The organism is Pseudomonas endophytica, assembly GCF_001411475.1.
Taxonomy (GTDB): Bacteria; Pseudomonadota; Gammaproteobacteria; order Pseudomonadales; family Pseudomonadaceae; genus Aquipseudomonas; species Aquipseudomonas endophytica.
Genome location: NZ_LLWH01000176.1, coordinates 86,548 through 111,647 on the forward strand (window position 1 = coordinate 86,548; position 25,100 = coordinate 111,647).

General features: G+C 52.8%; 23 protein-coding genes. 17 read left to right on the forward strand and 6 right to left on the reverse strand.

Annotated elements, in window-relative coordinates; genetic code table 11:
• Positions 1-66 precede the first annotated feature (66 nt).
• Positions 67-468: a VOC family protein gene (locus AQS70_RS14425; protein ID WP_055103444.1), complete on the forward strand. Its 402-nt coding sequence runs from the start codon at positions 67-69 to the stop codon at positions 466-468.
• Positions 469-869: 401 nt separating this feature from the next.
• On the opposite strand, the gene AQS70_RS14430 is transcribed toward AQS70_RS14425, so the two are convergent.
• Both AQS70_RS14430 and AQS70_RS14435 read right to left on the reverse strand, forming a co-directional pair.
• Positions 870-1,265 carry a hypothetical protein gene (locus AQS70_RS14430; RefSeq protein ID WP_055103445.1) on the reverse strand — a complete coding sequence of 132 codons (396 nt, stop codon included), beginning with the start codon at positions 1,263-1,265 and terminating at the stop codon, positions 870-872.
• A 13-nt stretch (positions 1,266-1,278) separates the two neighbouring features.
• Complete coding sequence (locus tag AQS70_RS14435) at positions 1,279-2,502, reverse strand: MFS transporter (protein ID WP_055103446.1); 1,224 nt, start codon at positions 2,500-2,502, stop codon at positions 1,279-1,281.
• 107 nt (positions 2,503-2,609) lie between these two features.
• On the opposite strand from AQS70_RS14435, the gene AQS70_RS14440 reads away from it, so the two are divergent.
• From AQS70_RS14440 to AQS70_RS14470, 7 genes are all read left to right on the forward strand, one after another.
• Positions 2,610-3,494, forward strand: coding sequence for a LysR family transcriptional regulator (locus tag AQS70_RS14440; protein ID WP_055103447.1), 885 nt, complete (start codon positions 2,610-2,612; stop codon positions 3,492-3,494).
• Positions 3,495-3,837: 343 nt separating this feature from the next.
• A complete protein-coding gene (locus AQS70_RS14445; RefSeq protein ID WP_241492840.1) occupies positions 3,838-5,031 on the forward strand; it encodes an MFS transporter in 1,194 nt (397 codons plus the stop codon).
• Positions 5,032-5,150: 119 nt separating this feature from the next.
• Positions 5,151-5,768, forward strand: a complete 618-nt coding sequence (locus tag AQS70_RS14450; RefSeq protein WP_055103448.1) for a CDP-alcohol phosphatidyltransferase family protein — start codon at positions 5,151-5,153, stop codon at positions 5,766-5,768.
• A gap of 17 nt (positions 5,769-5,785) precedes the next feature.
• Positions 5,786-7,096 carry an ATP-grasp domain-containing protein gene (locus AQS70_RS14455; protein ID WP_055103449.1) on the forward strand — a complete coding sequence of 437 codons (1,311 nt, stop codon included), beginning with the start codon at positions 5,786-5,788 and terminating at the stop codon, positions 7,094-7,096.
• A 76-nt stretch (positions 7,097-7,172) separates the two neighbouring features.
• Positions 7,173-9,533, forward strand: coding sequence for a PEP/pyruvate-binding domain-containing protein (locus tag AQS70_RS14460; RefSeq protein WP_055103470.1), 2,361 nt, complete (start codon positions 7,173-7,175; stop codon positions 9,531-9,533).
• Positions 9,530-10,132, forward strand: coding sequence for a gamma-glutamyl-gamma-aminobutyrate hydrolase family protein (locus AQS70_RS14465; RefSeq protein WP_082428114.1), 603 nt, complete (start codon positions 9,530-9,532; stop codon positions 10,130-10,132). Before AQS70_RS14460 ends, AQS70_RS14465 begins: the two co-directional genes overlap by 4 nt.
• On the forward strand, positions 10,129-10,854 hold the full coding sequence (locus AQS70_RS14470) for a phosphocholine cytidylyltransferase family protein (protein ID WP_055103451.1): 726 nt from the start codon (positions 10,129-10,131) through the stop codon (positions 10,852-10,854). The genes AQS70_RS14465 and AQS70_RS14470 overlap by 4 nt, the downstream gene beginning before the upstream one ends.
• A gap of 69 nt (positions 10,855-10,923) precedes the next feature.
• On the opposite strand, the gene AQS70_RS14475 is transcribed toward AQS70_RS14470, so the two are convergent.
• The 3 genes from AQS70_RS14475 to yaaA are packed head-to-tail and all read right to left on the reverse strand — an operon-like array spanning position 10,924 to position 13,053.
• The gene (locus AQS70_RS14475; RefSeq protein WP_055103452.1) at positions 10,924-11,769 is read right to left on the reverse strand and encodes an SDR family oxidoreductase; all 846 of its coding nucleotides are present in this window, start codon (positions 11,767-11,769) and stop codon (positions 10,924-10,926) included.
• Positions 11,770-11,779: 10 nt separating this feature from the next.
• Positions 11,780-12,244 carry a hypothetical protein gene (locus tag AQS70_RS14480; RefSeq protein WP_055103453.1) on the reverse strand — a complete coding sequence of 155 codons (465 nt, stop codon included), beginning with the start codon at positions 12,242-12,244 and terminating at the stop codon, positions 11,780-11,782.
• A 29-nt stretch (positions 12,245-12,273) separates the two neighbouring features.
• Positions 12,274-13,053 carry a peroxide stress protein YaaA gene (yaaA, locus tag AQS70_RS14485; RefSeq protein ID WP_055103454.1) on the reverse strand — a complete coding sequence of 260 codons (780 nt, stop codon included), beginning with the start codon at positions 13,051-13,053 and terminating at the stop codon, positions 12,274-12,276.
• A 145-nt stretch (positions 13,054-13,198) separates the two neighbouring features.
• On the opposite strand from yaaA, the gene AQS70_RS14490 reads away from it, so the two are divergent.
• The gene (locus AQS70_RS14490; RefSeq protein WP_055103455.1) at positions 13,199-14,317 is read left to right on the forward strand and encodes a polysaccharide deacetylase family protein; all 1,119 of its coding nucleotides are present in this window, start codon (positions 13,199-13,201) and stop codon (positions 14,315-14,317) included.
• A 43-nt stretch (positions 14,318-14,360) separates the two neighbouring features.
• Here AQS70_RS14490 and AQS70_RS14495 read toward each other — a convergent pair whose 3' ends face one another.
• Complete coding sequence (locus tag AQS70_RS14495; RefSeq protein ID WP_055103456.1) at positions 14,361-14,681, reverse strand: hypothetical protein; 321 nt, start codon at positions 14,679-14,681, stop codon at positions 14,361-14,363.
• Between the two features lie 479 nt (positions 14,682-15,160).
• Between AQS70_RS14495 and AQS70_RS14500 the strand changes: the two genes are divergently transcribed.
• The 8 genes from AQS70_RS14500 to AQS70_RS14535 form a co-directional block, all read left to right on the forward strand.
• Entirely contained in the window at positions 15,161-16,555 is a 1,395-nt protein-coding gene (locus AQS70_RS14500) for a PhoH family protein (RefSeq protein WP_055103457.1), read from the forward strand.
• Positions 16,556-16,697: 142 nt separating this feature from the next.
• The gene (gene moaC / locus AQS70_RS14505; RefSeq protein ID WP_055103458.1) at positions 16,698-17,171 is read left to right on the forward strand and encodes a cyclic pyranopterin monophosphate synthase MoaC; all 474 of its coding nucleotides are present in this window, start codon (positions 16,698-16,700) and stop codon (positions 17,169-17,171) included.
• The gene (locus AQS70_RS14510) at positions 17,168-17,413 is read left to right on the forward strand and encodes a MoaD/ThiS family protein (RefSeq protein ID WP_055103459.1); all 246 of its coding nucleotides are present in this window, start codon (positions 17,168-17,170) and stop codon (positions 17,411-17,413) included. The genes moaC and AQS70_RS14510 overlap by 4 nt, the downstream gene beginning before the upstream one ends.
• A gap of 2 nt (positions 17,414-17,415) precedes the next feature.
• Positions 17,416-17,874 carry a molybdopterin synthase catalytic subunit MoaE gene (gene moaE, locus AQS70_RS14515; protein WP_055103460.1) on the forward strand — a complete coding sequence of 153 codons (459 nt, stop codon included), beginning with the start codon at positions 17,416-17,418 and terminating at the stop codon, positions 17,872-17,874.
• 159 nt (positions 17,875-18,033) lie between these two features.
• A complete protein-coding gene (locus AQS70_RS14520) occupies positions 18,034-20,058 on the forward strand; it encodes a type VI secretion system Vgr family protein (RefSeq protein WP_055103461.1) in 2,025 nt (674 codons plus the stop codon).
• A 10-nt stretch (positions 20,059-20,068) separates the two neighbouring features.
• The gene (locus AQS70_RS14525; RefSeq protein ID WP_055103462.1) at positions 20,069-20,959 is read left to right on the forward strand and encodes a DUF4123 domain-containing protein; all 891 of its coding nucleotides are present in this window, start codon (positions 20,069-20,071) and stop codon (positions 20,957-20,959) included.
• Positions 20,952-24,350, forward strand: coding sequence for a toxin VasX (locus tag AQS70_RS14530; protein ID WP_055103463.1), 3,399 nt, complete (start codon positions 20,952-20,954; stop codon positions 24,348-24,350). The genes AQS70_RS14525 and AQS70_RS14530 overlap by 8 nt, the downstream gene beginning before the upstream one ends.
• A partial coding sequence (locus tag AQS70_RS14535; protein WP_055103464.1) for a DUF6708 domain-containing protein occupies positions 24,343-25,100 on the forward strand: 758 nt, incomplete at its 3' end. The genes AQS70_RS14530 and AQS70_RS14535, both read left to right, overlap by 8 nt.

Sequence of the window (25,100 nt, forward strand, 5' to 3'; positions counted from 1 at the left end):
ATGAGTAGAGCGGCTGCTACCTAAGTGGACGCATGCCCCTTAAACAGCTTATTGCCTGGAGATGACATGTTCAGCCACATTCAGATTGGCGCTCGTGACCTTACGACCCTGATTGCTTTTTACGATGCGGTACTCATGGCGTTGGGATTAACACGCCTACCGGATGCTAACGATGGCGGCCCCGCCGGAGCGGGCTGGCACCGTTCTGGGCACAGTTGGCCACAGTTTTATGTTCAATTACCTTTTAACGGATTACCTGCAACCTCGGGCAACGGTGTACAGGTCAGCTTTGCCGCAAGCTCCCAGGAGCAAGTACGCGCTGCCTGGGAAGCTGCGATGGTATCAGGTGGCCAGGATGAAGGGGCTCCCGGTTTGCGACCGCAGTATGCTGCCGACTATTTTGGAGCCTATTGCCGAGATCCAGAGGGCAATAAACTCTGTTTTGTGCATGCTGAAGGCTTGAAATGACGGGCCACTATGTCTCCAACTTTTGGGCGCAGTTGATTCTTTAACGATCAACAGATCGCAGCCTGCGGCAGCTCTTATCAAACATGCATTAAGTTATTGATTTCAAAAGGCGCCACTGTGTTTGTATTTACACAGGGTGTGTTGGCAGACAAATATCCCGTGTAGGAGCTGCCGCAGGCTGCGATCTTTTGATGTTGCGGTAGAAGATCAAAAGATCGCAGGCTGCGCCAGCTCCTACAACGTTTAGGGCGCAGATCATCCATGCGTAGGAGCGAGCTTGCTCGCGATCTTTTGATCTAAGAAGCCCCGTTAAACCGCGCTGGCCTCACACACATTTTGCGCAGAGAGCAACCCGTCAGCGATTACACATCGCCTCAACATCCGATCAAGCAGTCACTGACTCAACCCGCAACAAACGTTTCGTGCAGGTGGCGCCACACCACCACACCTGTGGCGTTGCGCTCAAACACCACAGTCGCCCGACGGTCTGTGCGATTACCGTTGTGTTCTTCTTGCAACTCTCGATAGCTAACCACCGCGCCCTCGGCGTGCAACGCAATACCTTGGAACTCGCTAAGGGTGATGGTTAACCCCGGACGCGCCCCACGCAGTTGCTCAAATAGCCCCTCTACACCGTCGGCATCCAACACCTTGCCCGTGCACGTCACCATCGAAAACTGCGGTGAGAAGCGTGCGAGCAGGGTGGGCAGCACGCCAGGCGTAAGCCCGGAAAACCAGCCTTCAATTTCAACATGGGTTTTGGTTACATGTTCAAAGTAGATCGAATAATCAGTCATCACTATGTCCAGGTTAAGGCGCCAGCAAGGCCAGCACGTGCGGAGTATTCAGGCGTAACACGAGAATGAGCGGCGCCAGCGTTAATGCGCAACCGATGGCAAAGCATAGGGCAAAGGCGTTGGGCGTCGAGGTGATTGTGCTTAAGGTCGCAAACACCGCCATCATCAGCGCCGGGCCTAGCAGGAAGCTCAACTGCCGGTTGAGATTCCACAGCGCGCTGGCGTGCCCCATGCGCTCGGCTGTCACATCAATAAAGGCGGTATTTTGCGCGGTGCTACTGCACAAGCTGCCACCAAAGCCCATCAACGCGTAAAGCAGCATCGCCAGCCAGGTGTTGTTGCTGTCCAGTTGAATCAACAAGCCAATGCCCAACGCTTGTGCGCTCATCCCCAGCAGCAGTAATGGCTTAGGGCCGAGACGGTTGAATTGAACACGGCTCAACGTGATGCCCACTGCGGAGGCCAGCGCCCACGGCAGCATCAATGCGCCGGTCTGGGTGGGGCTAAAGCCCAACTGATGCAGATACAAAATACTCACCAGTTGCGTGCCGATAAAAATCCCCGCCACACACACGTACATAAGCATGGCGACCCGTAGCAGCGGGCTTTTCAGCAAACCGCCCATGTGCTGGGCACCGCTTGCTAGGCTGCTGAAGCTGAGCGCAGGGCGCGAGGTGAGGCGCGGCTCAGGTTTGAGCCACAGCCCAGCCAGCATCAAGGCCAGCACGGCAAATGGCAGGTTGGCGTAAAAAATCCCACGCCATGACCATGACTCAACCACCCAGCCGCCGAGCGCCGGTGACAGCGCGGGCACCAGCAGCGCGACCGATAGAATTATCGACGTCAAGCGCGCCCGCTCACGCACCGGAAAGTGTCGGTAGACCATGGCCTGACCGACCGGAATCAATAATCCGCCGCCCAAGCCTTGGAGCAACCGCCAACCAATCAGGGTTTCTATGGAAGACGCTTGCGCCACACACCACGACGCGACACTGAACAACACGAGCGAGGCTACGATCAGGCGCTTTTCGCCAAACACCGCCGCGAGCCACACACTGGGCAAGATAATCAGCGTAAGGCCGAGCATGTAGGCATTACCGATCCAAGCCAGTTGATTGACCGAGGCGTGCAAGGTCTGGCCGATCTGCGGATAAGCAATCGACGCCGCGAACATGTTGACTAAGTCCAGTGCAAAGCCCAGTAAATACACCAACGCGAGTTTGTTGCGATAAGCCATGCGGGGCTCCTTGATAGAGCCTGCACAGTAAGCAGCTTTTTCGTTTAGAGAAACCGTCAGCGGCCTGCTAGATTGTCAAAATTATTTTGACAATTGGCGGGTTAAACATGGTCAGTCTCGATCGTTTCGACACCTTTAAGGCTGTGGTCGAAGCGGGCTCTTTAACCGCCGCCGCTGATTTACTGGGCCAGACCCGAGCGGTGGTCAGTTTCAACATCAAACGGCTGGAGGCTGAACTGGGGGTGACCTTGCTCACACGCAATACCCGGCGCTTGGCACTGACCGAGGCGGGTGAGCGTTTCTATCTGCGCTGCTTGAGCATGCTCGAAGAAGCCCGACTGGCGATTGATGAGGCGCGCAGTGAACACACCGAACTCAAGGGCACGTTGCGCATCACCACCACGGTGGAATATGCGTTGGCCAAAGTGGTGCCCGCGCTGGAATTGTTTCGCACCCTACACCCTGATCTGGATGTGCATCTCTCAACGTCCTCAACCCATGCCGACCTGATCTCAGAGCGTTTTGACGTAGCCCTTAGGCTGGGCCGCATCCTCGACTCCAGCCATCGCGCCGTGCAGTTGAGTACCTTTGACATTCTTGCAGTGGCTTCGCCGACCTTTATCGCCAATCAGTTGCCGATCAATAGCGTACAAGCCCTTGAGCAAACCCCGTGGCTGGAACACGGGAGGGTTGGGGAATTGAGCATCACCGAGTTGAGTAGCGGGGTCGTTAGGCCCTATCAACCCAACCCGGTAAAAGCGCGAATCAAAGCCGACAACTCATCGGTATTGCAAGCGTTTGCATTAACCGGGCAGGGCGTGGCGATCCTGCCCGACTGGCTAATCGAGGACGATTTGAAGGCGGGTCGGTTAGTGCACTTGCTGCCCGGCTGGCAACTCACGCGCCAAGGGATTTACGCGTTGTACCCCGACACTCGGCATCTGCCGCTAAAGGTGCGGGTGTTTATTGATTTTATGAAAAACAGTCGATGACTCCCATAGCATCACTCACGTGGTGGCTGCCTTTAGCTCATCTAAAAGTTCAGATCGAATGTGGATCAAAGGCCTCTTTGTGCTGACTTTTTGGTATTTGAAATATCGGCTTGGTAAGTGTCAGAAAATATGGGGAAAGCCAAAAATAGAGTGAGCTTTTGAGCGAGGAATTATGTGCTATTTAAAATTGTGTCGGTGGTGGCTGGCAATGGCTTAAGGGTTTTCCTGCTAAATTGTAGGGTACTTCCTTAAATCTTTAACAGTTGATTTTATGTGTTGTTTTTAGTTTTTCCTCATTCTAGTGTGCTTGTCGTTAGCAGGCGTTTATTGGGTGGGGAAGCATATGCGTACTCTGTGTTCGTTTAAGAAGCTTGCGATTCTTATTTGGATTGTTAATCTAAGTGCCATCTGTGCTTCTACGCTAAGTTATATTTACCTCTCTTATTACACGTATAAAGAAACCGGTAGTTTGCTTTACTCGCAGATTGTGCTGTTTTCACCCATGGTCTTGCCCGTCTTGTTTGTTGGGCAGATTTATAGGCTGTCTGATCGGGTTTCTCCGCGCACACTGCTGATGTTGTCCAATTTTTTAGCATTGATAGTGGTAGTGTTGGTTTACTCGTTACTGCCAAGTTTTGCACTTGTTGCGATTATTGGCGGCATTTTAATTGGAACAATAGACGCGGTACAGCGGGTGGGCCGAATCGTTGCCATCAAATGTTATTTCAATTCATCGAATATCGAATCAACCCTTCCTTTAACCCTGACAGCACAGTTCATCGCAGGAGGTATTGCCGGCGCTGCAATGATGATGGTCAAGGGTAATATGGTGCCTTGGCATGCGCTAGTGATCACTGCCGTGTTGTTTTCCATAGCGGCCTTCGCCGCCTTTGTGTTGCCTCGCGTGGAGCGCCCGAAGACTGCCTCAGTCCCCGAGTTTTCGGCGCTAATTCGAACATTTAAGAATCTTTTATATACTCATCCTCAATTGCGTCGTAGTTTCTGGCAGTTCATTATTTTCGTAAGTGTTTATCAAGGTTTTTTCAACGTGTCGCGCATTACCCTGCCAGCCCATGTTCTCAGTTTGTCGGAGAGTTATGTGGGCTTGCTGCAAGCGGTCAATAGCATAGCCGCTCTGGGGGGGGCTATTTTTTACTACGTGTTGAGTAAGCGTGGCTACAGAGTGGCGCCACTTTTTATGGCTGCTATCAGCGCATTTTTCATGGCAATAGCTTCCGGTGGTACCAGTGTGCTCTCTAGTTACGGTGCTTATTTTTTCTATATTTTTTTCTTTGAATTAGTGTTTTTTAAGTTGCAATCCGATGTCGTGCTTGCAACACCTGACGATGCTATGCCGCTGATTGCGTCAGTTCAGTATGCGGGGGTCTATGCTGGCATGATTGTAGCAATATTCGTCGGTTCATTATTGCTTGAGTACATGGGCTTGTTTTGGGTGAGTTTAGTATTTATCGCTTTTTATTTCGCAGTTTTTCAGTGTATGGATTTGTCTTTTAAATCTGTTAAGCGGCCTGTCTAGGGAAGTTGAAATCTCGATCTTTTGGGAAGTTTTCGACAAGCAAATGAATAGGCTGTGTGGATTGGAAGTCTGTTTGTAGCTTGTTCTGGTTTTTAAATAAAATAAGGAGGTCGTCAGTGATGCGTCAGATAGCGTCGATATTCCCGTTTATTCGATTTTTTGATCTGGCTAATGGGGTAACAGCTTTTAATATCTTGTTGTCTTTTGCCTCGGTGGCGGCAGCACTACAGGGGAAGCTTACTTGGGCGGCAAGTATTATTTGTTTAGCCGCGATACTGGATTTTGTCGATGGACACATTGCCAGAACTTGGTTGGCCGGCGATATACCACGGCGTAAGTTTGGTAAGCATCTAGACAGTTTCTCTGACCTGCTGAATTTTAGTATTGCCCCAGCTTTTGTGTTGGTCTTGCTGCTCCCTTCATCTCTGGCAATTGTCGCGGGTTGTGCCCTGGTGCTGTCTGGTGTTCTACGCCTCGCTGTTTTCGCCGTTAAAGACTCCGATGCTCCGATGGAGTATCGCGGTTTGCCAACTACTTATTCTGGTTTGCTGTTCGCGCTCGCTTTCCAGTCAGTCGCGGCGTACAGAATCGGCGTTCAAGACTTACTGATGCTGATGTTCATCATTGCTTTTTTTCAGATCACGAATCTGAAATTACCGAAATTCAAGGCCGTCTCCACTGTGACCTTCATTGCGATTGCCTATCCCGTTTGTAGTTTTCTCCTCCATAACGCATAACAATACGGAGCGCTTATATGAAACACGTTGTTTTGGTCGACAGCACCGTTAGCGGCCTGCTTGCTTTTGAAGCGGCCAAGCGTTTGGGTTGTCATGTGACATTTATTCACCAGCGCGATACGTCGTTTCTGACACTATCGATCAATGGTGATGACTCGATAATCGAACCGTACCTTAACTACGTCGATGAATACTTGCGCGTCGATTCGCTTGACGGAGACGATTTCCATAATCTTCTAGTAACGCTCCATAACACTCGAAAAATCGATGCGCTTATCTCTACCTCTGAGGCAGCGATTGTTGCCGTCGCCCGTGAGGCCGAGCTACTTGGTACGTGCTACTTAAACCATGAGAGCCTTTGTGGCGCTGTTTACAAGGGTCGTCTGCGGGAAACCTTACGCGCCAACAACGTGCGATCTCCCGACTTCCAAGTCTTGACTGAGGAACAACTGGTCGAAGGTATCGCGCCTCGGTTGGCGTTGCCATTTGTGGTCAAACCTACCCGTGGTTTCGCCAAACAGTTTTCGATGATCTGTTACACCCAGCTGGATTTTGACACTTTTGTCGACACTATCCGTCTGGCACGAACTGCCTCCAATTCTACGATTGATACTCTGATTAGCCGCGACTACCTGATCGAACAATACGTGAGCGGTACGCTGCATTCTGCTGAGGTCATTGTTCAGAGCGGGGTCGTGCAGTGCTTCGCCACGACTATTCGTTTCCGTGCCGACTACAACGAAATGCTCGAGATGACGGCAACCATGCCATCAGGGCTGGACGTGAATGCGTGCGATGAAATAAAGGCTTACGTCCAGCAGGTATTCACCGCCTTGAAATTGAACGTTGGCTTGTATCACGTCGAGTTGCTCCGCGATGAAAATGGTCCATGCCTAGTAGAGATTAATGCCCGCATGATGGGCAGTGTTGCGCCGCAGATGTATCGGATGCTGACCGGTATTGATCCATTCGAAATGCTGATCCGGCTGCACTTGGGGGAGGTCATCAAGATTGATGATTCGCTTATCCAAAAGGCTGGCACTGTGGTCACGATCGCCTCACGACATGGCGGACGGATTGCCCATAGCTACGACCCTCTAAAACTGCAAGCCTTGTTGGATAAGTACGAGATCGAGTTCTGTACGGCTCATGCAGTTTCTGGTCAGCGGGTGAGTGCCTACACCGGCAATATTGGAACCATTGGCCATGTCATTTTGCTTGGCAACTGCCCCTATGCAGTCGCGAATAAGGGCAATCGTTTCTTAGCTGAACTGTCCTTGCTCTATGGCAACGAACTGGCGAAATACTCCGGTCCAGAGCTGGGGTAAGTCGTTGTCTCGCGGGTTCTTGGAGGTCATCGCTACCCCCAATGGAATGTAATTATATTTATCAATGGAAGATGACATGCAGTCGAAGACTTTAGCCCGGCCTTTCCAGTTCACCGGTAAAGCCGGAACGCTGGAAAGCCTAGCCCCGTTTCTGAACACTGGCCGTGTACTGCCACTCATCAGATTTACGGTCAGTCACTGGCGCAGTCAACCCCAGGCCATTCTGGACTGTTGTGAACAGCGCTTCGGTGACCGTTATTTGATCGTGCGCTCCAGCAGTCTGTCCGAGGATCAGGAGGGTACTTCACAAGCTGGTATGTACGATTCGATTGGCAATGTGTGTGGGGCATTGGCATTGAAGCAGTCCATCGAGAAGGTGATCAGATCCTACGGGCAAGCCCGCGAGTGTGATGAAGTGCTGATCCAAAGTATGGCAACCGGGGTACTGGCATCGGGTGTCGCCATGACTCGTGATCCTGAAACCGGCCTAGCTTACTACGTGGTCAACTACGTGCCAGGGTACGGAACGGATGGCGTCACCGCCGGTACCGATACCGTCCACTCGTTCGTTGCGCTCAAATCCCGGTGCAGTTTAGAGCCAGTGGCGCTTAAGGGGTTGTTCGACCTTTTGGCCGAAGTCGAGCAACTGACTGACCGCGATGCGCTGGACATCGAGTTTGCGATCACCGATGACGGGCCGTTGCTGTTTCAGGTTCGCCCGATGACGGGGCAAGGCGTTGAGAGTATTGCCCCGCACTCAGACCTGACGTTGCATTCGGTTCTGGATTCAGAGGTACTGTTGCTTGAGGGGCTAGCCCAAAAAATGCGGGCACCCGGGCACAGCTTCAATGCCTTTTTGGGGCTGATGCCAGACTGGAATCCAGCCGAGATGATTGGCGTCAAACCGCGACCACTGGCTTACTCGCTTTACAAGGAGCTGATCACTGATGTGAACTGGGCATCGGCGCGATTCCGTTACGGTTACCGCGACATGCGCAACAAGCCATTGATGTATCAGTTAAGTGGTTCACCGTATATCTGCATCCCTTACAGTGTGGAATCCTTCATTCCGGCGGCGCTGCCGTTGTCAATCGTTAACTCAGCGGTCGCTCGGTGTTGTGACCATCTGGCTGCTAATCCGTCGTTGCACGACAAGATTGAGTTTTCGATTATTCCCACCTGCTTCACGCCACAACTGGCGGCCATGCCCGCGAGTTTCATCCCTGCTTTCACCGGGTTGAGTGCGGCTCAGCATACCCTCTACCTAGCAGAATTGAAGCGCGTGACTGAGCACATCATCAGCGATGAAGGCCCGTTTTATTCGGATTTGACGCGCCTTCCAAGGATTCAACAAAGAATCGAAAGACTGGGTACACATCAGCAGAACGAGGATCCACTCCAACAATTGCGTCATGCTCTGGCTGAGGCAAAGGTCGTGGGGGAAATTTTTTCTGGCGTAGCGCGGGCGGCATTTGTTGCTACTGCAATTATCAAGTCGTTAGAAGCCATGCAAAGAATTCCTGCTGGTTTCACAGATTTACTGATCGGCGGCGTGCGTACCATTGGGCGCAAGATGGCTGACGACTTCCGAATACTGCATAAAGAAGCGTTCTTGCGTTTGCATGGCCATGTGCGGCCCGGTACGTACGATGTGCGCGTGGCTCGATACGATGAGACCCCTGATGCCTATTTCGACTGGAGCTCGCCACTACAACGTGTTCATCGTGATGAGGGACCGCGAGTAATCAGTCGAGAAATTCATAATGCCGTGCAACAAGCTTTCAATGAGTGTCAGTTGCGTGTAACGGCCGAACATTTTTTTAAGTTTTTCGATGCTGCTGTCGCCGGCCGCGAGAAGGTTAAATACATGTACGGCGCTTTCGTATCGCAAGCCCTCAAGGCGTTCGGCAGTTGGGGGCAGGGGCATCAACTGAGTCGTGAAGAGTTAAGTTTCGCAAGGCTTGACGATTTTATCGGTCATTGTGAAGAGGTCGGATTAGAAACAATTCGCCATCAGCTTGCCTGCAACCGAGCGCGATGGCAGTCGACTCAAAGCATCCGAACCCCAGTCATTGTGTGTAAGCCACAGGACTTGCTGTATCACGCCATCGAGACCTGCAATCCAAACTTCATCACCCGTACTGCGACTGAAGCGCCAGTGGTCGTATTGCGGGCAGAGGACACCCGTCAGCTCGATATTGAAGGCTGCATTGTTCTGATCGAGAGCGCCGACCCTGGTTTCGACTGGATATTCACGCACCGTATTGCAGGTTTCATTACTGCTTACGGTGGTGAAAACTCTCATATGTCGATTCGTGCCCGTGAGTTTTCCATCCCTGCTGCAATTGGCGTTGGGCAGACAAAGTTTCGTCATTTGCTAGCAAGTACACGGTTAATTCTCGATTGTGCTGAGCGGCGTATCCAGGTGCTTTCATGACATTGATAGCCATCACTATGCTTCGGTTATTGGATACAGCACGCGGGGAGTGGAGGGATGCGATTGATGAGCGCTGGACATCTTTTCTTTCTCATTGTGGTGTTCTACCCCTTTACATGCCAAATGATGCCCGCGTCAGCCGCGATCTGCTGGCGAGGCTTCAGCCGCAGGGAGTGCTATTGACGGGGGGCGGCAGCTGTCAGGCATTGTCGGGTACTGCCGACTCGCGTGATGAAACCGAATCCCTATTGTTGGCGTGGGCTGCAAAGCATCGTCTTCCCGTTTTAGGCGTCTGTCGTGGAATGCAAGTGATGCTCAGCTGTGCCGGGGCAAAGTTGGAGCCGCTTTCATGTCATGTAGGCTCCCACAACATTCACAGCCACGGCGTGGTGCGACGGGTCAATTCATTTCACAATTACGGCTTTTATGTCGCTCCATCTGGCTATGAAGTTGAGGCAGTCAGTGAGGACGGTGTCATCGAAGCCGTCAGCAACCTAGGTTTAGGTCATAGCGCCGTGATGTGGCATCCCGAGCGTCATCAGCAATGGCACAGTTCAGATATTTCCTTGATTCGCAGGGTTTTTGGAGTTGCACCATGAAGGCAATCATTCTTGCGGCTGGACGTGGGAGCCGATTAGGGGGGCTCACTGAACAGCGGCCTAAGGCAATGGTTATGTTCAACGGTATGTTGCTAATCGAGCGAACAGTTTTAACTTTGCGCTCAGCAGGTATTACCGAAATTGGGATTGTTGCGGGTTATCGAGGCGATATGCTCGCACCTTATGCCGATCGGTTGTTTATCAACCCACTGTGGAGTACTACAGGAATTCTCCAGTCGCTAAGTGCGGCCCATGAATGGCTGGATTCGCAGACGTGCGTGGTGAGCTATGGCGATATTTTCTATGCGCCTGAACTGGTTAATGACTTGATTCAAAAAGACGAGGACATCGTTCTGGCCTATGACCCCCAAGCGGTAAAACTCTGGCAACAGCGCTTTGATCAACCTCTGGATGACCTGGAGCGATTTGTTATTGATAACGGCAGGGTTAGGGAAATCGGCCATCGTGCAGAGATGCTGGAGCAGATCCAAGGACAATACATGGGGCTGTTCAAGCTGACGCCGATTGGTTGGCATGCGCTCAATGGTCAACTTAAAGGGTTGAGCATCGAGCAGCGCGAACATATTGATATGACCTCGCTGTTTTCCTTATTAATCGAGGCTGGCGCATGGATTAGCGGGGTCCCGGCTCATGCTCCGTGGGGCGAAATTGACTGTCCTTCTGATGTGCAATTGTATGAGCGGATTTATCCACGACTGTGAGTCGCCTGCAAATCATCAATGGCTCGGTTGGCCCGTGAGTGACTGTCTACGCTCATAGGGCTAGCGCTTTCAATCGTGACCCTGTGTTGGGGATATTGACCGACTCAAACCAAATCGCTTCATTAAGATTTTTTGCAGTAGACCTTTCGGAACCAGCGAAGCCAGCAGTGGCAGGGCGCGGCTGCCGTTGCCGTAACGCAACAGGTGTGGCGGATTTTTACGCTCTACGGCTTTAAGTACCGCGGTGGCGAACGCGCTGGCTGAGGTGGGGTTGTCTTGTGAGGCGTTGGCGCGTGCGCGGATGCCTTCGCGCATCGGCCACCACGCCGAGCTTTGGTTAATCAAGCGTTCGGCTTGATCGTTGGCGTTTCTGGCGAAGTGGGTGTCTATAGCGCCAGGCTGGACTTCCAGCACACGGATGCCAAAAGGCGCCACTTCCATGCGCAGGGCATCGCTCAATGCGTGAACCGCCGCTTTCGAGGCGCAATAAGCGCCGGCGAATGGGGTGACCAGTACCCCCGAGACGCTGCCAATATTCACCACTAGCCCCTGTTTGCTGCGTAATGCCGCAAATAACGCGCGGGTAACGCCGATCACTGAAAATACATTGGTTTCAAATTGCTGCTGCAAGCCTTCAACGCCACCCTCGAGCAGCGGCCCCATGGCGCCATACCCTGCGTTGTTAATCAGCACGTCTAAGCCGTCAGTTTCGTTTGCCAAGCGCTCAGCCAGATGCGCCAGCGCCGCTTGATCATTGACATCCAGTTGCAGGGCGGTAAATCCAGCAGCCGATAAGTGGGCGACGTCTTGTGATTTGCGGGCGCTAGCCCACACCTCATAGCCTGCCACCTTGAACGCATCAGCCATGGCACGGCCTATGCCGCTGGAACATCCGGTAATCAAAACACGGCGCATCAAAAAATCCTTAGTTGGAGAAGCTGCCTTGTAGGCGCTCAGCGCGAAATTCTAAGTTTTGCGCGCGATACCCCGTGCGCAGCGGCGGTATCGGCAGGCAGTCTTGCCATGAAGCACCCGCTTGCAGTTCGCCGGGGCCACGATAGCGCGGAGCCGTGTATTGGTTGTCAGCCAAGTTAACCGTGTCGCCTGGCGCGTACGCAGCAATTCGCCAAGCAAGCTCGGTCAAGGGTACATCATTGCCGTTTTGCAGCCTGAGTTGCAGTGGGCGATCGGCGGGGCATTGGGCCGGGTCGTAGACAAGCCGCAGTTCCAGTCGCGCCAATTGCTCTGCCTCACGGTTGTCTAGCCAGGCCACCGACGCGGCGACGATTGCCAAGCCTGCCAGCGCGGCCAACGACACTGGGAACGCCTTACGCGGATAGCGCAGCAACAGTAGCAGCCAAGCAATAATCAGTAATACGCCGACAAACATGGCACTCCCTCTAACTCATGAAACAGAGGTTACTCGCTCGCTTCGTCACGCAAGAAAACCAGCAGATCGGGTTTGGATTGTTCAGCGTTGTAGCGGTAGCCCTGAGCGTCAAACTGCTTAAGGTCCGCAGGGTTGTTGATGCGCTCCTTGATCACAAAACGGCTCATCATGCCGCGTGCTTTTTTGGCGTAGAAACTGATGATTTTGTACTGCCCGTTTTTCATGTCCTTGAACTCAGTGTTGATGATGCGCGCATTCAGGGCTGACTTTTTTACCGCCGAGAAATACTCGTTGGACGCCAGATTCAGCAGTACGTCATCGCCTTGTTCGGCCAGTGCTTCATTCAACCATTCGCTGATGCGTGTGCCCCAAAACGCGTACAAATCCTTTCCGCGAGCGTTGGCCAGTTTGGTGCCCATTTCCAAGCGATACGGTTGCATCAAATCCAGTGGGCGCAGTAAGCCATAAAGTCCAGAGAGCATGCGCAGATGCGTTTGAGCGTAGTCGAAATCTGCCTCGCTGAAGTCCACTGCATTCAGGCCGGTATAAACGTCACCTTTGAAAGCCAGTAGCGCCTGTTTAGCGTTTTCGGGAGTGAACTCTGGGGTCCAACTGCCGAAGCGGGCAGCGTTAAGGCCGGAAAGCTTGTCGGATAAGTGCATCAGCTCGCCAATTTGTTGCGGGCTCAGTGTGCGCAGTTGTTCGATCAATTCTTGTGAGTGATCCAGATACTGCGGCAACGTGAAACGCGCAGTCGCTGGCGGCGTCTCGTAGTCGAGGGTTTTAGCGGGTGAAATCACCATCAGCATGAGGTCGTCTCCTTTAAGCGTCCGAAGGATTCTAGGGGGTTGAGCGGGTTGACTCCACCTATGGTGGTGATAGGGGCAACGCGGTTGGAACAGCCGGAGCGCGTTGTGGTTATAGTGCAGGCAGTTTTTATACGGAGATAGCTCTGTGCGTGTAGCACTTTTTCTGTCGGCCTGGCTGGTCTGTCTGGGCGTCGTCGCAGCGCCCAATGCCCCGGCAACGCTGGATCGCAACACATGGCCAGAACCGCTGAATAGCCCAGCCTTGTTTGACGTTGCCTCGCGTGCCGAAACTCTAGCGTTCGCCCACGCTTTGCTAATCAGTGAGGGGCTGGATGAGAGCGCTCTTAAAAAGCGCCTGGGCCTCAAGGTCATTAACATGGACGCGATTGAGACGTTTCGTCAGCGCTTATGGCAGCGTCTGCTGGCCAATTACACGATTGCCCTGCAAAGCTGTGATCAAGATGCTTCTTTTTGTTACTACGTCGATGACCTGAGCAGCCTACGTGAGCAAGCGGGCAAGTTCGCCGTGGCCGATGATTCCTTCTACGTGAAATGGGCCGAGCCGAGTGCCGAGTTTCACCGTCGCTACCTCGATGAACAATTACGTATGGTCGCGCTTTCTCCGAATATCAGCAGCGAAGTAGAGCTACTGGGTGATCATGAATTCAATGGCCAAAACATGCATGACCGGCTATTTATGCTGACCTTCGATAGCGGCCCGACATCAACCACTGATTGGCTTACCGACTATCTGCGCAAACAGTCCATAAGCGCGACGTTTTTTGTTTTGGGCAATCGCCTGCAAGCACGCTTGGATAAAACCTCAGAGCAGGCGCTGAGGGCATTGTACAAAGGGCAATGCGTGGGCGTGCAGGGTTGGGAGTACCGGGCGCACAGTCATTGGCAACCTTGGCAGGATTCGGTGCTGCGCAGCACCGCATTAGTAAAACAAACCTTGGCGCAGAACTTCGTACCGCTGTTTCGACCGCCATATGGCCAGCGTCGGGCAGACAGTGGTGCGTTTTTTAAGGCTCAAGGGTTGCGGGTGGCGCTATGGAGCATTGACTCGCAGGATTTAACGGGAAGCCTCACGGCGGAGCAATCAGCCCACCGTGTATTAAGCCTAATGCTGCTCTGGCGTCATGGTGTGATTGTCTTTCATGACAACCAAGACAAGGTGCGCAGCGCGTTGCCTTGGTTATTGGAAGCAACCGCACAGAGTGGGCTAGGTTGGGAAGATTGTGAGGTGTTGGGTTCGCCGTAATTTAAGCGTCCACCTCATGAGAGTGGACGCTGTGATAGGGCGTTTACAGCAAGCGCAAGGCTAGGTCTGCACCGACCCGAAGGTATTCAACCTGGGACACGACGGCATCTTTGACGATGGCTTCGCCGGTATCACTCAGCTTGGCTTTTTTCGCGTCCATGACCGATAGCTGTAACAGTTGCATGGCGACATCCATCGCTTTTTGGAACGCGGTGATGTTGTTGTGCTGGCCAAACTCTCGAATGACGGCCTCCATACGCGCGTCGGCGTTGTCGCGAAGCTGGCGGTATTCAGTGACTGACACGCTGCCGTCCTGGTAGATGTCGAGCAGCAGCTGTTCCAGGGTTTTGGAGATAGGGGTCATACGCTTTCCTTTGGCATAAACAGAGTGTTACAGGCCGTAATTGGCCTGTGCGCAATGAAGCTTAGTGCTGCGCAAAAGAAGAACGGGTAGGTGTCATCCCGGCTGTCTGTAAGAGGGTTCTTGCGTTTTCGATTGAGATTTCGATGGAGTGTTTATGACGTTTAAAACAGGCGAGTGGCTGATTAAAAGCTGGGGCGTTGAGTCAGTTAATTCCTGAGCCTAGTTGTAATTTCACCGGTCGCCAAGGCTATTCATCAGTCAGAAAAAATAAATACCCCAAACGGTAAAAATACTTTTTTTTGTCACACGATTTGGAGTATTACGAAGACAGACCGCCGAAACCTGCAACACAGGTGGCGTCTTTCCAGCCCCTTTGGGCAGGGCACTCATCTGACAGAAACAGATGAGTTCGGCAGTCACATCGAGGCGCAGCACTGTTGAGGTATTGCGTCGAATGGCTCCCACAAAGGTGACCGAGTATGGATGATCACGGACGCACTCCTTCTTCCAACCAGCCAATCCTTTATGTACTCGATACCAATGTTCTGATTCACGATCCCAATGCATTGCTTAACTTCGAGGAACATCACGTCGCAATCCCGATGACGGTGCTTGAAGAGCTCGACAAACTTAAAACCGGCAAGCAACTGGTGGCAGCCGAGTGCCGCCAGGCCATTCGATTGATTGACCAAACCTTGGGCGCGGCCTCTCCTGAAGATGTTGAAAAGGGTGTGCCGATTCAGCGCGGCAAAAGTGGCCCTAAGGGTTTTCTTTCTATCCTGATGAACCGGCGCAGTGAGCCTAATGCGCTGCTCCCTGAAAACCTCAATGACAACATCATCATCAACCAACTGGTTGACTTGCACGCCCGTGATCCAGGTTTGAACGTAGTGCTGGTGACCAAAGACATCAACATGCGACTCAAGGCGCGAGCCTGTGGGGTTGAGTCTGAGGATTACAGCACCGACCAACTGGTTGACGATGTGTCGATGCTGTCACGCGGCTATCACACCATGACCGGTTCGTTCTGGGATCGCGTCAGCAAAGTCGAAACCCGTCAAGGGCACGGCCGCACTTGGCATCAGGTGCAAATGAATGAACACCTGCCAGCGGTGCACATCAATGAGTTCATCCTCGATGAGCAAGGTTTTGTGGGCTGGATCAAAGAGGTGCGCAAGGACCATCTGCTGATCCTCGACATGCACCAAGAGCCCTTACTGCATCAAGAGGCGTGGGGCTTAAAACCACGGGATATTTACCAAGGGTTGGCGCTGTTTGCTTTGCTGGATCCAGATATTCATCTGGTGAACCTGTCGGGTGCGGCGGGTTCGGGTAAAACGATTCTGGCGTTGGCCGCGGCGATTGAACAAACCATGGTCAGCAAACACTATCGGCGGATTATCTGTACCCGCAGTGTGCAAGGTTTGGATCAAGAGATCGGCTTCTTGCCGGGCACCGAAGCCGAGAAGATGGAGCCTTGGTTGGGCGCTATCACCGACAACCTTGAAGCGCTGCACATGGATGATGAAAACACCCATGGCAGTGTCGATTACATCCTCAGCAAAGTGCCTTTGCAGTTCAAATCGCTGAACTACATCCGGGGGCGTAGTTTCCAGCAAAGCTTGATCTTGATAGACGAGTGCCAGAACCTCACACCGCACCAGATGAAAACCATCATCACCCGTGCGGGCGCAGGCTCTAAAGTGGTGTGCTTAGGCAACTTGGCGCAGATTGACACGCCTTATCTGTCAGCGACCAGTTCGGGGCTGACTTACTTGACGGAGCGTTTCAAAGACTTCCCCAACGGCGTGCATATCGCCCTGCAAGGCGTGCCTCGTTCGATTCTGGCGGAATACGCAGAGTCCCATCTGTAACGGTGGATGCTTCACCAGACCCGGGCGGCCCTTGAGCCGCCCGGTTTCGTTTTGGCGGCATGAGTCCGTTGATGGCCGTTGCACACGTGGGCAAAATCGAACCTCGGGCTTACACTGGCAGCTCTTGTTTGGAGAATTCCCTGTGCTAACTCATTTAGATGCCCAAGGCCGCGCCAATATGGTTGATGTCACCGACAAAGCGGTGACCTCCCGTGAGGCTGTGGCACAAGCCGTGGTGCGCATGCGTGCTGACACCCTGGACATGATCGTTAACGGCGACCACCCCAAGGGCGACGTGTTCGCGGTGGCGCGGATTGCCGGGATTCAGGCGGCTAAGAAAACCTCGGATTTAATCCCGCTGTGCCATCCGCTGATGCTGACTAGCGTCAAAGTTGAAATCAGCGCCCAAGGCGCCGACGCGGTGTTGATCGTCGCGCGTTGCAAGCTGTCCGGGCAGACCGGGGTTGAGATGGAAGCCCTGACCGCAGCCAGTGTCGCGGCCCTGACTATTTACGATATGTGTAAGGCGGTCGACCGCGGCATGATCGTTGAAAACGTCCGCGTAGTTGAGAAACTCGGCGGTAAAAGCGGTCACTTTCAGGCGCATGCGTTATGAAACTCACCGTGCAATTTTTTGCGCGCTACCGTGAAGCGCTAGCGCTAGACAGTGAGTCAGTTGAAGGCGAATTTGCCTGCGTCTCACACCTGCGAGATCACTTGCTTAAACGTGGCGAGGCTTGGCAGGTACTGGCTGAAGCTAATCTGATGTGCGCGCGCAATGAAGAGCTGTGCAAGCTCGACGAACCGCTGAATGATGGCGATGTCGTGGCCTTTTTCCCGCCTGTGACAGGAGGCTAACCATGACCATTCGCGTGCAAGCGGGCGCCTTTGATCCGGGCGCTGAGGTCAACGCACTGCATGCGGCCAATTTGGGCGTGGGCGCGGTGGTGAGCTTTGTGGGTTACGTGCGCGACTTCAATGACGGACACGAAGTCGCTGGAATGTTCTTGGAACACTACCCCGGCATGACTGAAAAAGCCTTGGCCAAAATTGTGCTTGAAGCGCAACAGCGCTGGCCGTTACTGGGCCTTAACGTTGTGCATCGGGTGGGAGCGCTGGAACCGGGCGAGCCGATCGTGTTCGTGGGCGTGGTCAGTGCCCATCGCCAAGCGGCATTTGATGCCTGCGCCTTTGTGATGGACTACCTGAAAACCCGCGCCCCGTTCTGGAAGAACGCACAGACCGCAGCCGGCCCGCGCTGGGTCGCAGGGCGGGCCAGCGATGAAGCCGCCGCCGAGCGTTGGCGTACGACACCCTAAACGTAGGAGCTGCCGCAGGCTGCGATCTTTTTAAGATCAAAAGATCGCAGCCTGCGGCAGCTCAGAGTGATTTCTCTAATTTATTTCAGACGCCTCCTACAGCGTGGATTGATGTTCATCCGTTAGCGTTCCTGCCTTTATTTCGGGGAGGATTCACGGATGGCCCTATCAGCCCACAACAACCTGTTTAGCCTGACGATCAACGGTGCCAAACACGGTCTACAGGTTCTGGCCTTCACGGGCAATGAAGCCATCAGCACGCCTTATGCCTTTGACCTTGAACTGGTCAGCGAGCAGTCTGATCTAGACCTCGACGCATTGCTGCATCAGCCCGCGTTTCTAGCGTTTGATACGCAGGGCAAAGGTGTCCATGGGCAGATTTCCAGTATCGGCCTTAGCAGCCCCGGCAGCCGCCTGACCCACTATCGCCTGACCTTGCAGCCACACCTAGCCAACCTGGCCTACCGCACCAACCAGCGCATTTTTCAGCACCTGACGGTGCAGCAGATCATCGAGGTCATACTCGAAGAGCACGGTATTCTCGGCAATGCCTATTCTTTCAATTCGTTCTCGTCCTACACGCCGCGGGAATATTGCGTGCAATACGCTGAGTCCGATCTGCGCTTTATTCAGCGTCTGTGTTTTGAGGAAGGTTTTCACTACCACTTTCGGCATTCGCCGGACGGCCATCATTTGGTTTTCGGTGATAAGCAACACGCATTTGCTGCGCTCAAGCAACCGACACCCTACGTGCAAAGTACCGGCATGGTCGCCTCAGAGCCATCAATCGACCACTTCGAACTGCGCCTGCAAGCCAGTACTAATCGCACGGTACGCCGCGATTACGATTTTCAGCACGCTAGCCGCACGCTGCAAGCAGACAGCAACCCGGAACTTAGCGAGCGCGTACTCGAAAACTACATCTATCCCGGTCGCTTCACCGAAATAGCCCACGGCCAACAGCAAAGCCAGCGCACCTTGGAACATCATCAAGCGGGTTATCGCCAAGCCAAAGGTTGCAGTAATCAACCGAGCCTGAGCACAGGGCACGTTTTGCCGATGACGGGGCACAACAACTCGGCATTCAACAGCGGTTGGCTGCTAACCGCCGTCCAGCACCAAGGCAAACAGCCACAAGTGTTGGAGGAACAGAACGGTGCAGCATCGCAGATCGGAACCGACGACTTTATCCAGGGTTACCGCAACACTTTTCATGCAACGCCTGAGGACGTGACCTACCGCCCCCAAACAGTCTTTGCCAAACCGCGTCTACTGGGCAGCCAAACTGCCCGCGTCACCGGGCCGGCCGGTGAAGAAATCCACTGCGATGAATACGGCCGTGTCCGGGTCAAATTCCATTGGGACCGCAGCGCTATCGACGACGATCAGAGCAGTTGCTGGCTACGCGTCTCATCCAGTTGGGCGGGTGACAACCACGGCGCGGTGACCATCCCCCGGGTGGGCATGGAAGTACTGGTGGGTTACTTAAACGGCGACCCGGACCAACCCATCATCAGTGGCTGCCTAGCCAACAGCCTCAATCCGCCCCCGCTCACACTGCCCGCCAACAACACCCAAAGCGTCTTACGCAGCCGTAGTACCCCCGGTGGCAGCGGCTACAACGAACTGCGCATCGAAGACCGCAAAGGCCAAGAACACATCTACCTCCACGCCCAGCGCGACCTGCAACACCACATCAAAAACGACAGCCGCCTACAGGTGGATGGCAAGCGCGAAGAAACCATCACCGGCAACAGCGTCTCGGTTATGCAAGCGCAAGAACACCGCACCGTCAGCCTTGACCGCAAAGTCCAGCTCAACGCCAACGATCACCTGGCCGTGGCAGTCAGCAGCCACACCCTCGTGGGCGGTGCGCTAGTGGCCGAAGCGGGAATGCAAGTCCACATCAAGGCAGGCGCGCGCGTAACCCTGCAAGCCGGCGCCAACATCACCCTAATGGCGGGCGGCCAGCACGTCCTGATCGGTGCGGCAGGCATCTACGCCAGTTGCCCGATATTACTGGGCGGGTTTCCTGTGCCGGGGATGCCTGCGGTGCCAGTAATGCCGGGGGAGGTCGCGCCAATGCAAAGCGTTGCGCTAGACCCTTCAACCCAAATGTTGGCGTTGAGCGAAGGCAAACCTTCTTGCCCGCAGTGCGAAGCGCTGGCGCAAAATCGCTATTAGGAAAACCCTCATGCTGACGTTTGAAACACTGCCTAAGCAGTTGCCTTGGCAGCCGCATGCTTATTTATTGCTCGACGGAGTGAGCGTTAAAAACCTGATGGCTCAAGCCTACCAGTGGTTTGGCATGCCGGATTTACACGTGCTGTATGCCAATACGCCATTGGCACCTTGCAGCGAACTATCACCGTGCTTGATCACGCTCAACGGGCCAAATACCCCAGGTCTTAATCGCTACTTCGCCCATGCCGCTGAGGAATGGGGCTATTTGATTTTCAGCGAGGCGAGTTCCTTCGAGGTCATGACTCACTTGCGCTTATTGCTCAATGCTCAATATCAGCCTCAAGGCATGAAAGTCTGGTTGCGGGTGGCTGACCCAGCAGTGATGCAGGCGATTTTTAGCCATGCCGCAACTGCGCAAAAGTTTGAAGTGTTCGGCCCGATTGACCACGTGGTTCTGCCAGATGTGATCAACAACACGTGGCAACACCACACCCGTCCCAGTAACGAACAGCGTCCATTGCCTCAACAACCGTATGCCTTGTGCGAGGCTCAGCAAGCCATGCTCGACGAAGTGAGTTTTCGCAGCACCCTCAAGGTGCTGGAAAAGCATGTGCGGGAAAAATTCTCTAGCTATGGAGCAAATGGGGCGAGCGATGTTCGCTGGCAGTGGGTGCGTAAATGGGCTGACAAGGCTTACGCCTGCGGTTTCACCAGCAATCAGGACATTTGTTTGTATACCAATGTTTTTCTGTTATTGGGCGACGACGCGCTAGAGCAGCACCCTGACATCGCAACCTTGATCAATCAACCCTCGATGCTGACGCCTTCGCAGCGTATCGAAAAAGCTGCCGAGCTGGCCTACCGGCGAAGTATTACGCTCAAGGGAGCCGTGCATGAGTAACCCAAACCACATTGATCTGAGTCGCAGTGACGCTAAGTCGGCCTTGGGTGTTTGCCCGCTACGCAGAACCAAGGTGCAATTACTGCCACTGCGTTATGGATTGGTCGAACGACTTGATCCAGCGGTTGCGTTGGCGATGCCTTACCAGCTTGCGTCGCGCCCGCTGGGCATTCGTCTGCTGCGTGATGGTTGGTTGTACGTGATCGATAACAGCAGCGGCTACTTGCATGAGTACCGCGTCCAAAACGGCGAAGTCACTCAATTTGTATGGCAGGGCACCGAAGTCAACCAAGACCAGCGACAAGGCATGGACACGCAAAAAGCCTTGCTGTTCTCGCGTTTGGCCACCTTGCATATTGCTTACAGCGAAGTGCAATGGACAGCCTACAAATGCTCAAAAATGATCGGCAGCCATGACGAGCGCGATCACTTCATGCAAGTCGTCGACTTGAGTCAAGCTGACTGCCTCAAAGGTGGGCAGCATTTACTCACCGCCGTTCAAGCAAAACAGTGGCTGGCCGAAGTGTCCGAGACAGCCTCAAGCGAAACCGCAATAGAGGGCATGCATTCGCAAGAGAACCAGGACTATTCGTGGGAAGACCAGCCGCTGTTTAAAAAGACCCACATGGCAGCGGTAAAACGGCAAATGCTAGCCGCTTATGAGTACGACCATCTGTACTTAGTGTTTAACGACACATTAGGTGTGATGCGGGATTTGGCTCAGGAACAAGATACGGTCGTAGATTGGATCGATGAATGGGTGGCCAAGGAGAAACAGGAACTCAAATACTTAGTGGGCAGTTACATCGAAACCCTGATAGTGCTTAACGACCAAAGCGCGGCGAACGCAGGTGTTAGCAACAAGCTGTTTGAGAAAACCACAGAGCAGCAACGTGAGGCGATATACGACTACTTAAATGCGCGGAATACGCTTAAAGGTATGCCTAGTAGCGCCAGCCCGGAAAAAGCCTCTTATCCGGGTCATGGGTTCAACGCTAGTAACCGGCTTGCTCGACAAGCGATGAACGATAAAAAGAAAGCCATGCACGAAGCGCTCGGAGCGCCGCTGTACGACGAGCTGGAAAACGATATTGAAGCACTGCAAGACAACGGCGATGCAGCACTTCAAGGTCGAGGCCTAGGCTCGCGCGGTATTCATGATTTGGTGCGGCATCAGGAAATGAGCGCCTATCTTGAAGCTGAGCGGGTGCATATCAAACGTTGGACTGCACGCTTAGATCGCATCACACAAGATCGCACGCGGCTATTTACCCATGGCGAACTCCACCGAAGTCTGTGGTACTTCGATCCCCAGCACGAAGATCAACTTCACGCTGCGCTGGTCGCTGAATACAACTGCGTACGTGACCTGTGCCGAACCGATGAAAGCCTAGAAGCGGTTGGTGAGTATTTACATGCCCACCCGTATTACATCTTGCCAGCGTTTAGCAGCCGCTTGGACTGGGCGTTTATCAACAGTAAAGCGGGCGATGTCATCAAGTTGTTGGATGACAAGCGTAACGCCCAAGAAAACATTGCCACTGCGCAAGGGCGCTTGGTTGAGGTTCAGACACTATTGGGACGACACTGGGCTAACAGCCTAGCGCTGAGCCCGCAGGCGATGCTCAACAGCCAGTTGGTTCAGGCCGCATACTCCCCGGCGGCGGCCCTTCGAACAGAGCAATGGCTGGTCAAATTACAAAACGACCTCAATAGCCCGACCCTCAGAGCACAGTTGAGTGAATACAACACTTACAGCAACCGGGCGCATCGTTTGGCGGGGTTGATTGCGCTTGAGCATGAAGGTGCAACTTTACGGGTTGCCAGTGAACAGGACATTCATCAATTCAACACCCGTATCGCGAACTTGCACGTATTGCTGAAGAACGAAGATACCTACAAGCACAACGCTAAAGTATCTCGCAGGGACAGCAATCGGCGCATGCTCAGTGACGAGCAACGGCAGATAGCTCGGTATGAGGCGCAGCGATTTCATCAATTGCATATGAACGCCAAAAAAGAGCGTTGGGAATTGGTTAAAAAGATTCAACGTAGCCTCACGGTGACGGCCAGTGAGTCGGCCGGGTTTATTGGCGTTAAATTTAAATTGGATCCGCAGCAGCAAGCTTATTTGAATGACGAGATGGACCGATTGCGCTCTGGGATTAAAGGCGGATATGGCGAAGGGCGGGCGGGTATTACTGCGTTTAAGGGGGGATTGCTGCCGTTAGCGTTGATGTTTTGGCAGGCGAAGACATTGGGGGAGGCTTGGGGGGAATGGGAGAAGCAAAAAGGCGAGCGAGGTCTTAAAGAATTTACAGTTATTTTTGGTGCTATAGCGGGCGTAGCCTCGTCTGCGTTATCTGTCTATCAAAGTGTGCATATTTCAATCATTACCAAGGCATTTAATGTCATTCAGGTTCGTAGTAATAATGCTAGTGGAATGCTTTTGGCTGTGAAAATTGGGAAGTTGGGTTTAGGGCTAGGGACGCTTATATCGCCTTTGGCTTTTGTGGGGGCAATAGGTACCTCTTTAAATAATTTTAATAAATGGATAGGTGCCATTCGTACAGGTAATGGCGGGGAAAAGGCAGGTGCTTTAATAGGGCTGACCGGTGATTCAGGTAATACAGTGGTAACAGGGATGGTGGCAATCAAGGCTATATCTGAGGCGCGTATTGTTTTGGCTTCACTTGGTTCAGGAGTTAAAGCTTTTAACACTGCTTGGATGTTAGGGGGGACTCGTTATTTAGTCTATGCAGCAAAGTTAACTCCTTGGGGGCTAGGTTTTACAGTTTTGAGTGTGGGCGGAGAAGTTATTTATAACTATAACAATCTTGATGATCATCAGCGCTGGTTAATAAATTGTTGTTGGGGGGTGAATCAGAAAGCTTGGAGTTGGCCAGAGCATGCTCAGTCTTTAGCTGAGGCAACTTTGCTGCCGATAATTACTGATAAAGGCATAGTTCAGTCAGAAGATAAGTTGGATAGTTCTAGAGTTTTGATATTTGAATTCCCAGGTGTGAATGTTCAGCACTTGGGTGAGTGTCCTATATTTTTAACCGCGCAATTGTGGCGTGATAGAGGCGGAAGCTGTAGCGATGTTGGAGGAGTTGTAGCCAATGAGTGTCGCCTTGTTCAAGAGGGGCCTCTAATTTTAAGATTAAACCTTCCTCCTGAGTGGAGTCGTGTGGAGTCAGTGTTGATGATCAGAGTTTCGGTGCAACCAGAGTTGGCCTTTTCACCGTTAAAATCTAAGGAGATGTTTCTTAGGTACCGTATTCCTTTGGGCGCAAGGACAGTTGAGCATTCGATTAGGAATGTTGTAGATATTTCAAGTACTAGTGATGAAAAGTGGTATAAGTTGAATGTGGAGAGTTTTGATGAATAACTCTAAATACAATCGCTTACCTCATGCCGGAGATTTTGAGGTTGAAAGCGGGGCAGAGGCGTTTTATCTGGCGCCTAAACCATTGCCAACGGGATCAACTGCATTTACTGGTCAGCGAATGCATCGTGAAGTCAATGATGTTTTTTTAGATTTTGCTCATGGTGTTAGTGGTTTGGAGTTCTCTATTAGAACTTCTGTTGGGTTAGTTATATTTATGATTGTTTTCATTGTTTTAGTTGGTTTTTTTTTGGGAGTTCATGACTACTTTAAATATGGCTCACCAGTGTTTGAGATTTTGCTAGAGCTAGTGTTACCAAATTATTATTTATGGGGCATTATAGCGATTCTTATGCTTATGGCAGGCGTTCCCCTTTACCAAAGCATCCACGAAATAACCACCGTCCCACCAGTCCGCTTTAACCGCCAACGCCGCGAAGTCGCTTACGTCCGTCAAAAAGGTGAACCTCCATTAATCGTCCCATGGGAAGAAGTTATTGCCTGTGTCACGGCTGGCACCACCGTTAGCCAATACGCCGTTATGCACAGTTATTCGCTGATGATTGGGCTGCGCGACAGTAGCAGTGGCGAAGTTGTAAGGTTGACGCTGAACGTTGGCCATTTAAGTTTGGCGGTTAGCGAGTGGGAGGCGCTGCGGGTCTATATGGAGGAGGGACCACTGGCCTTGCCGGAGCCATTATTAGTGGACGAAGAGTTCCAAGAAGGCACTGTGGCGTACTTTCATATGTGTCG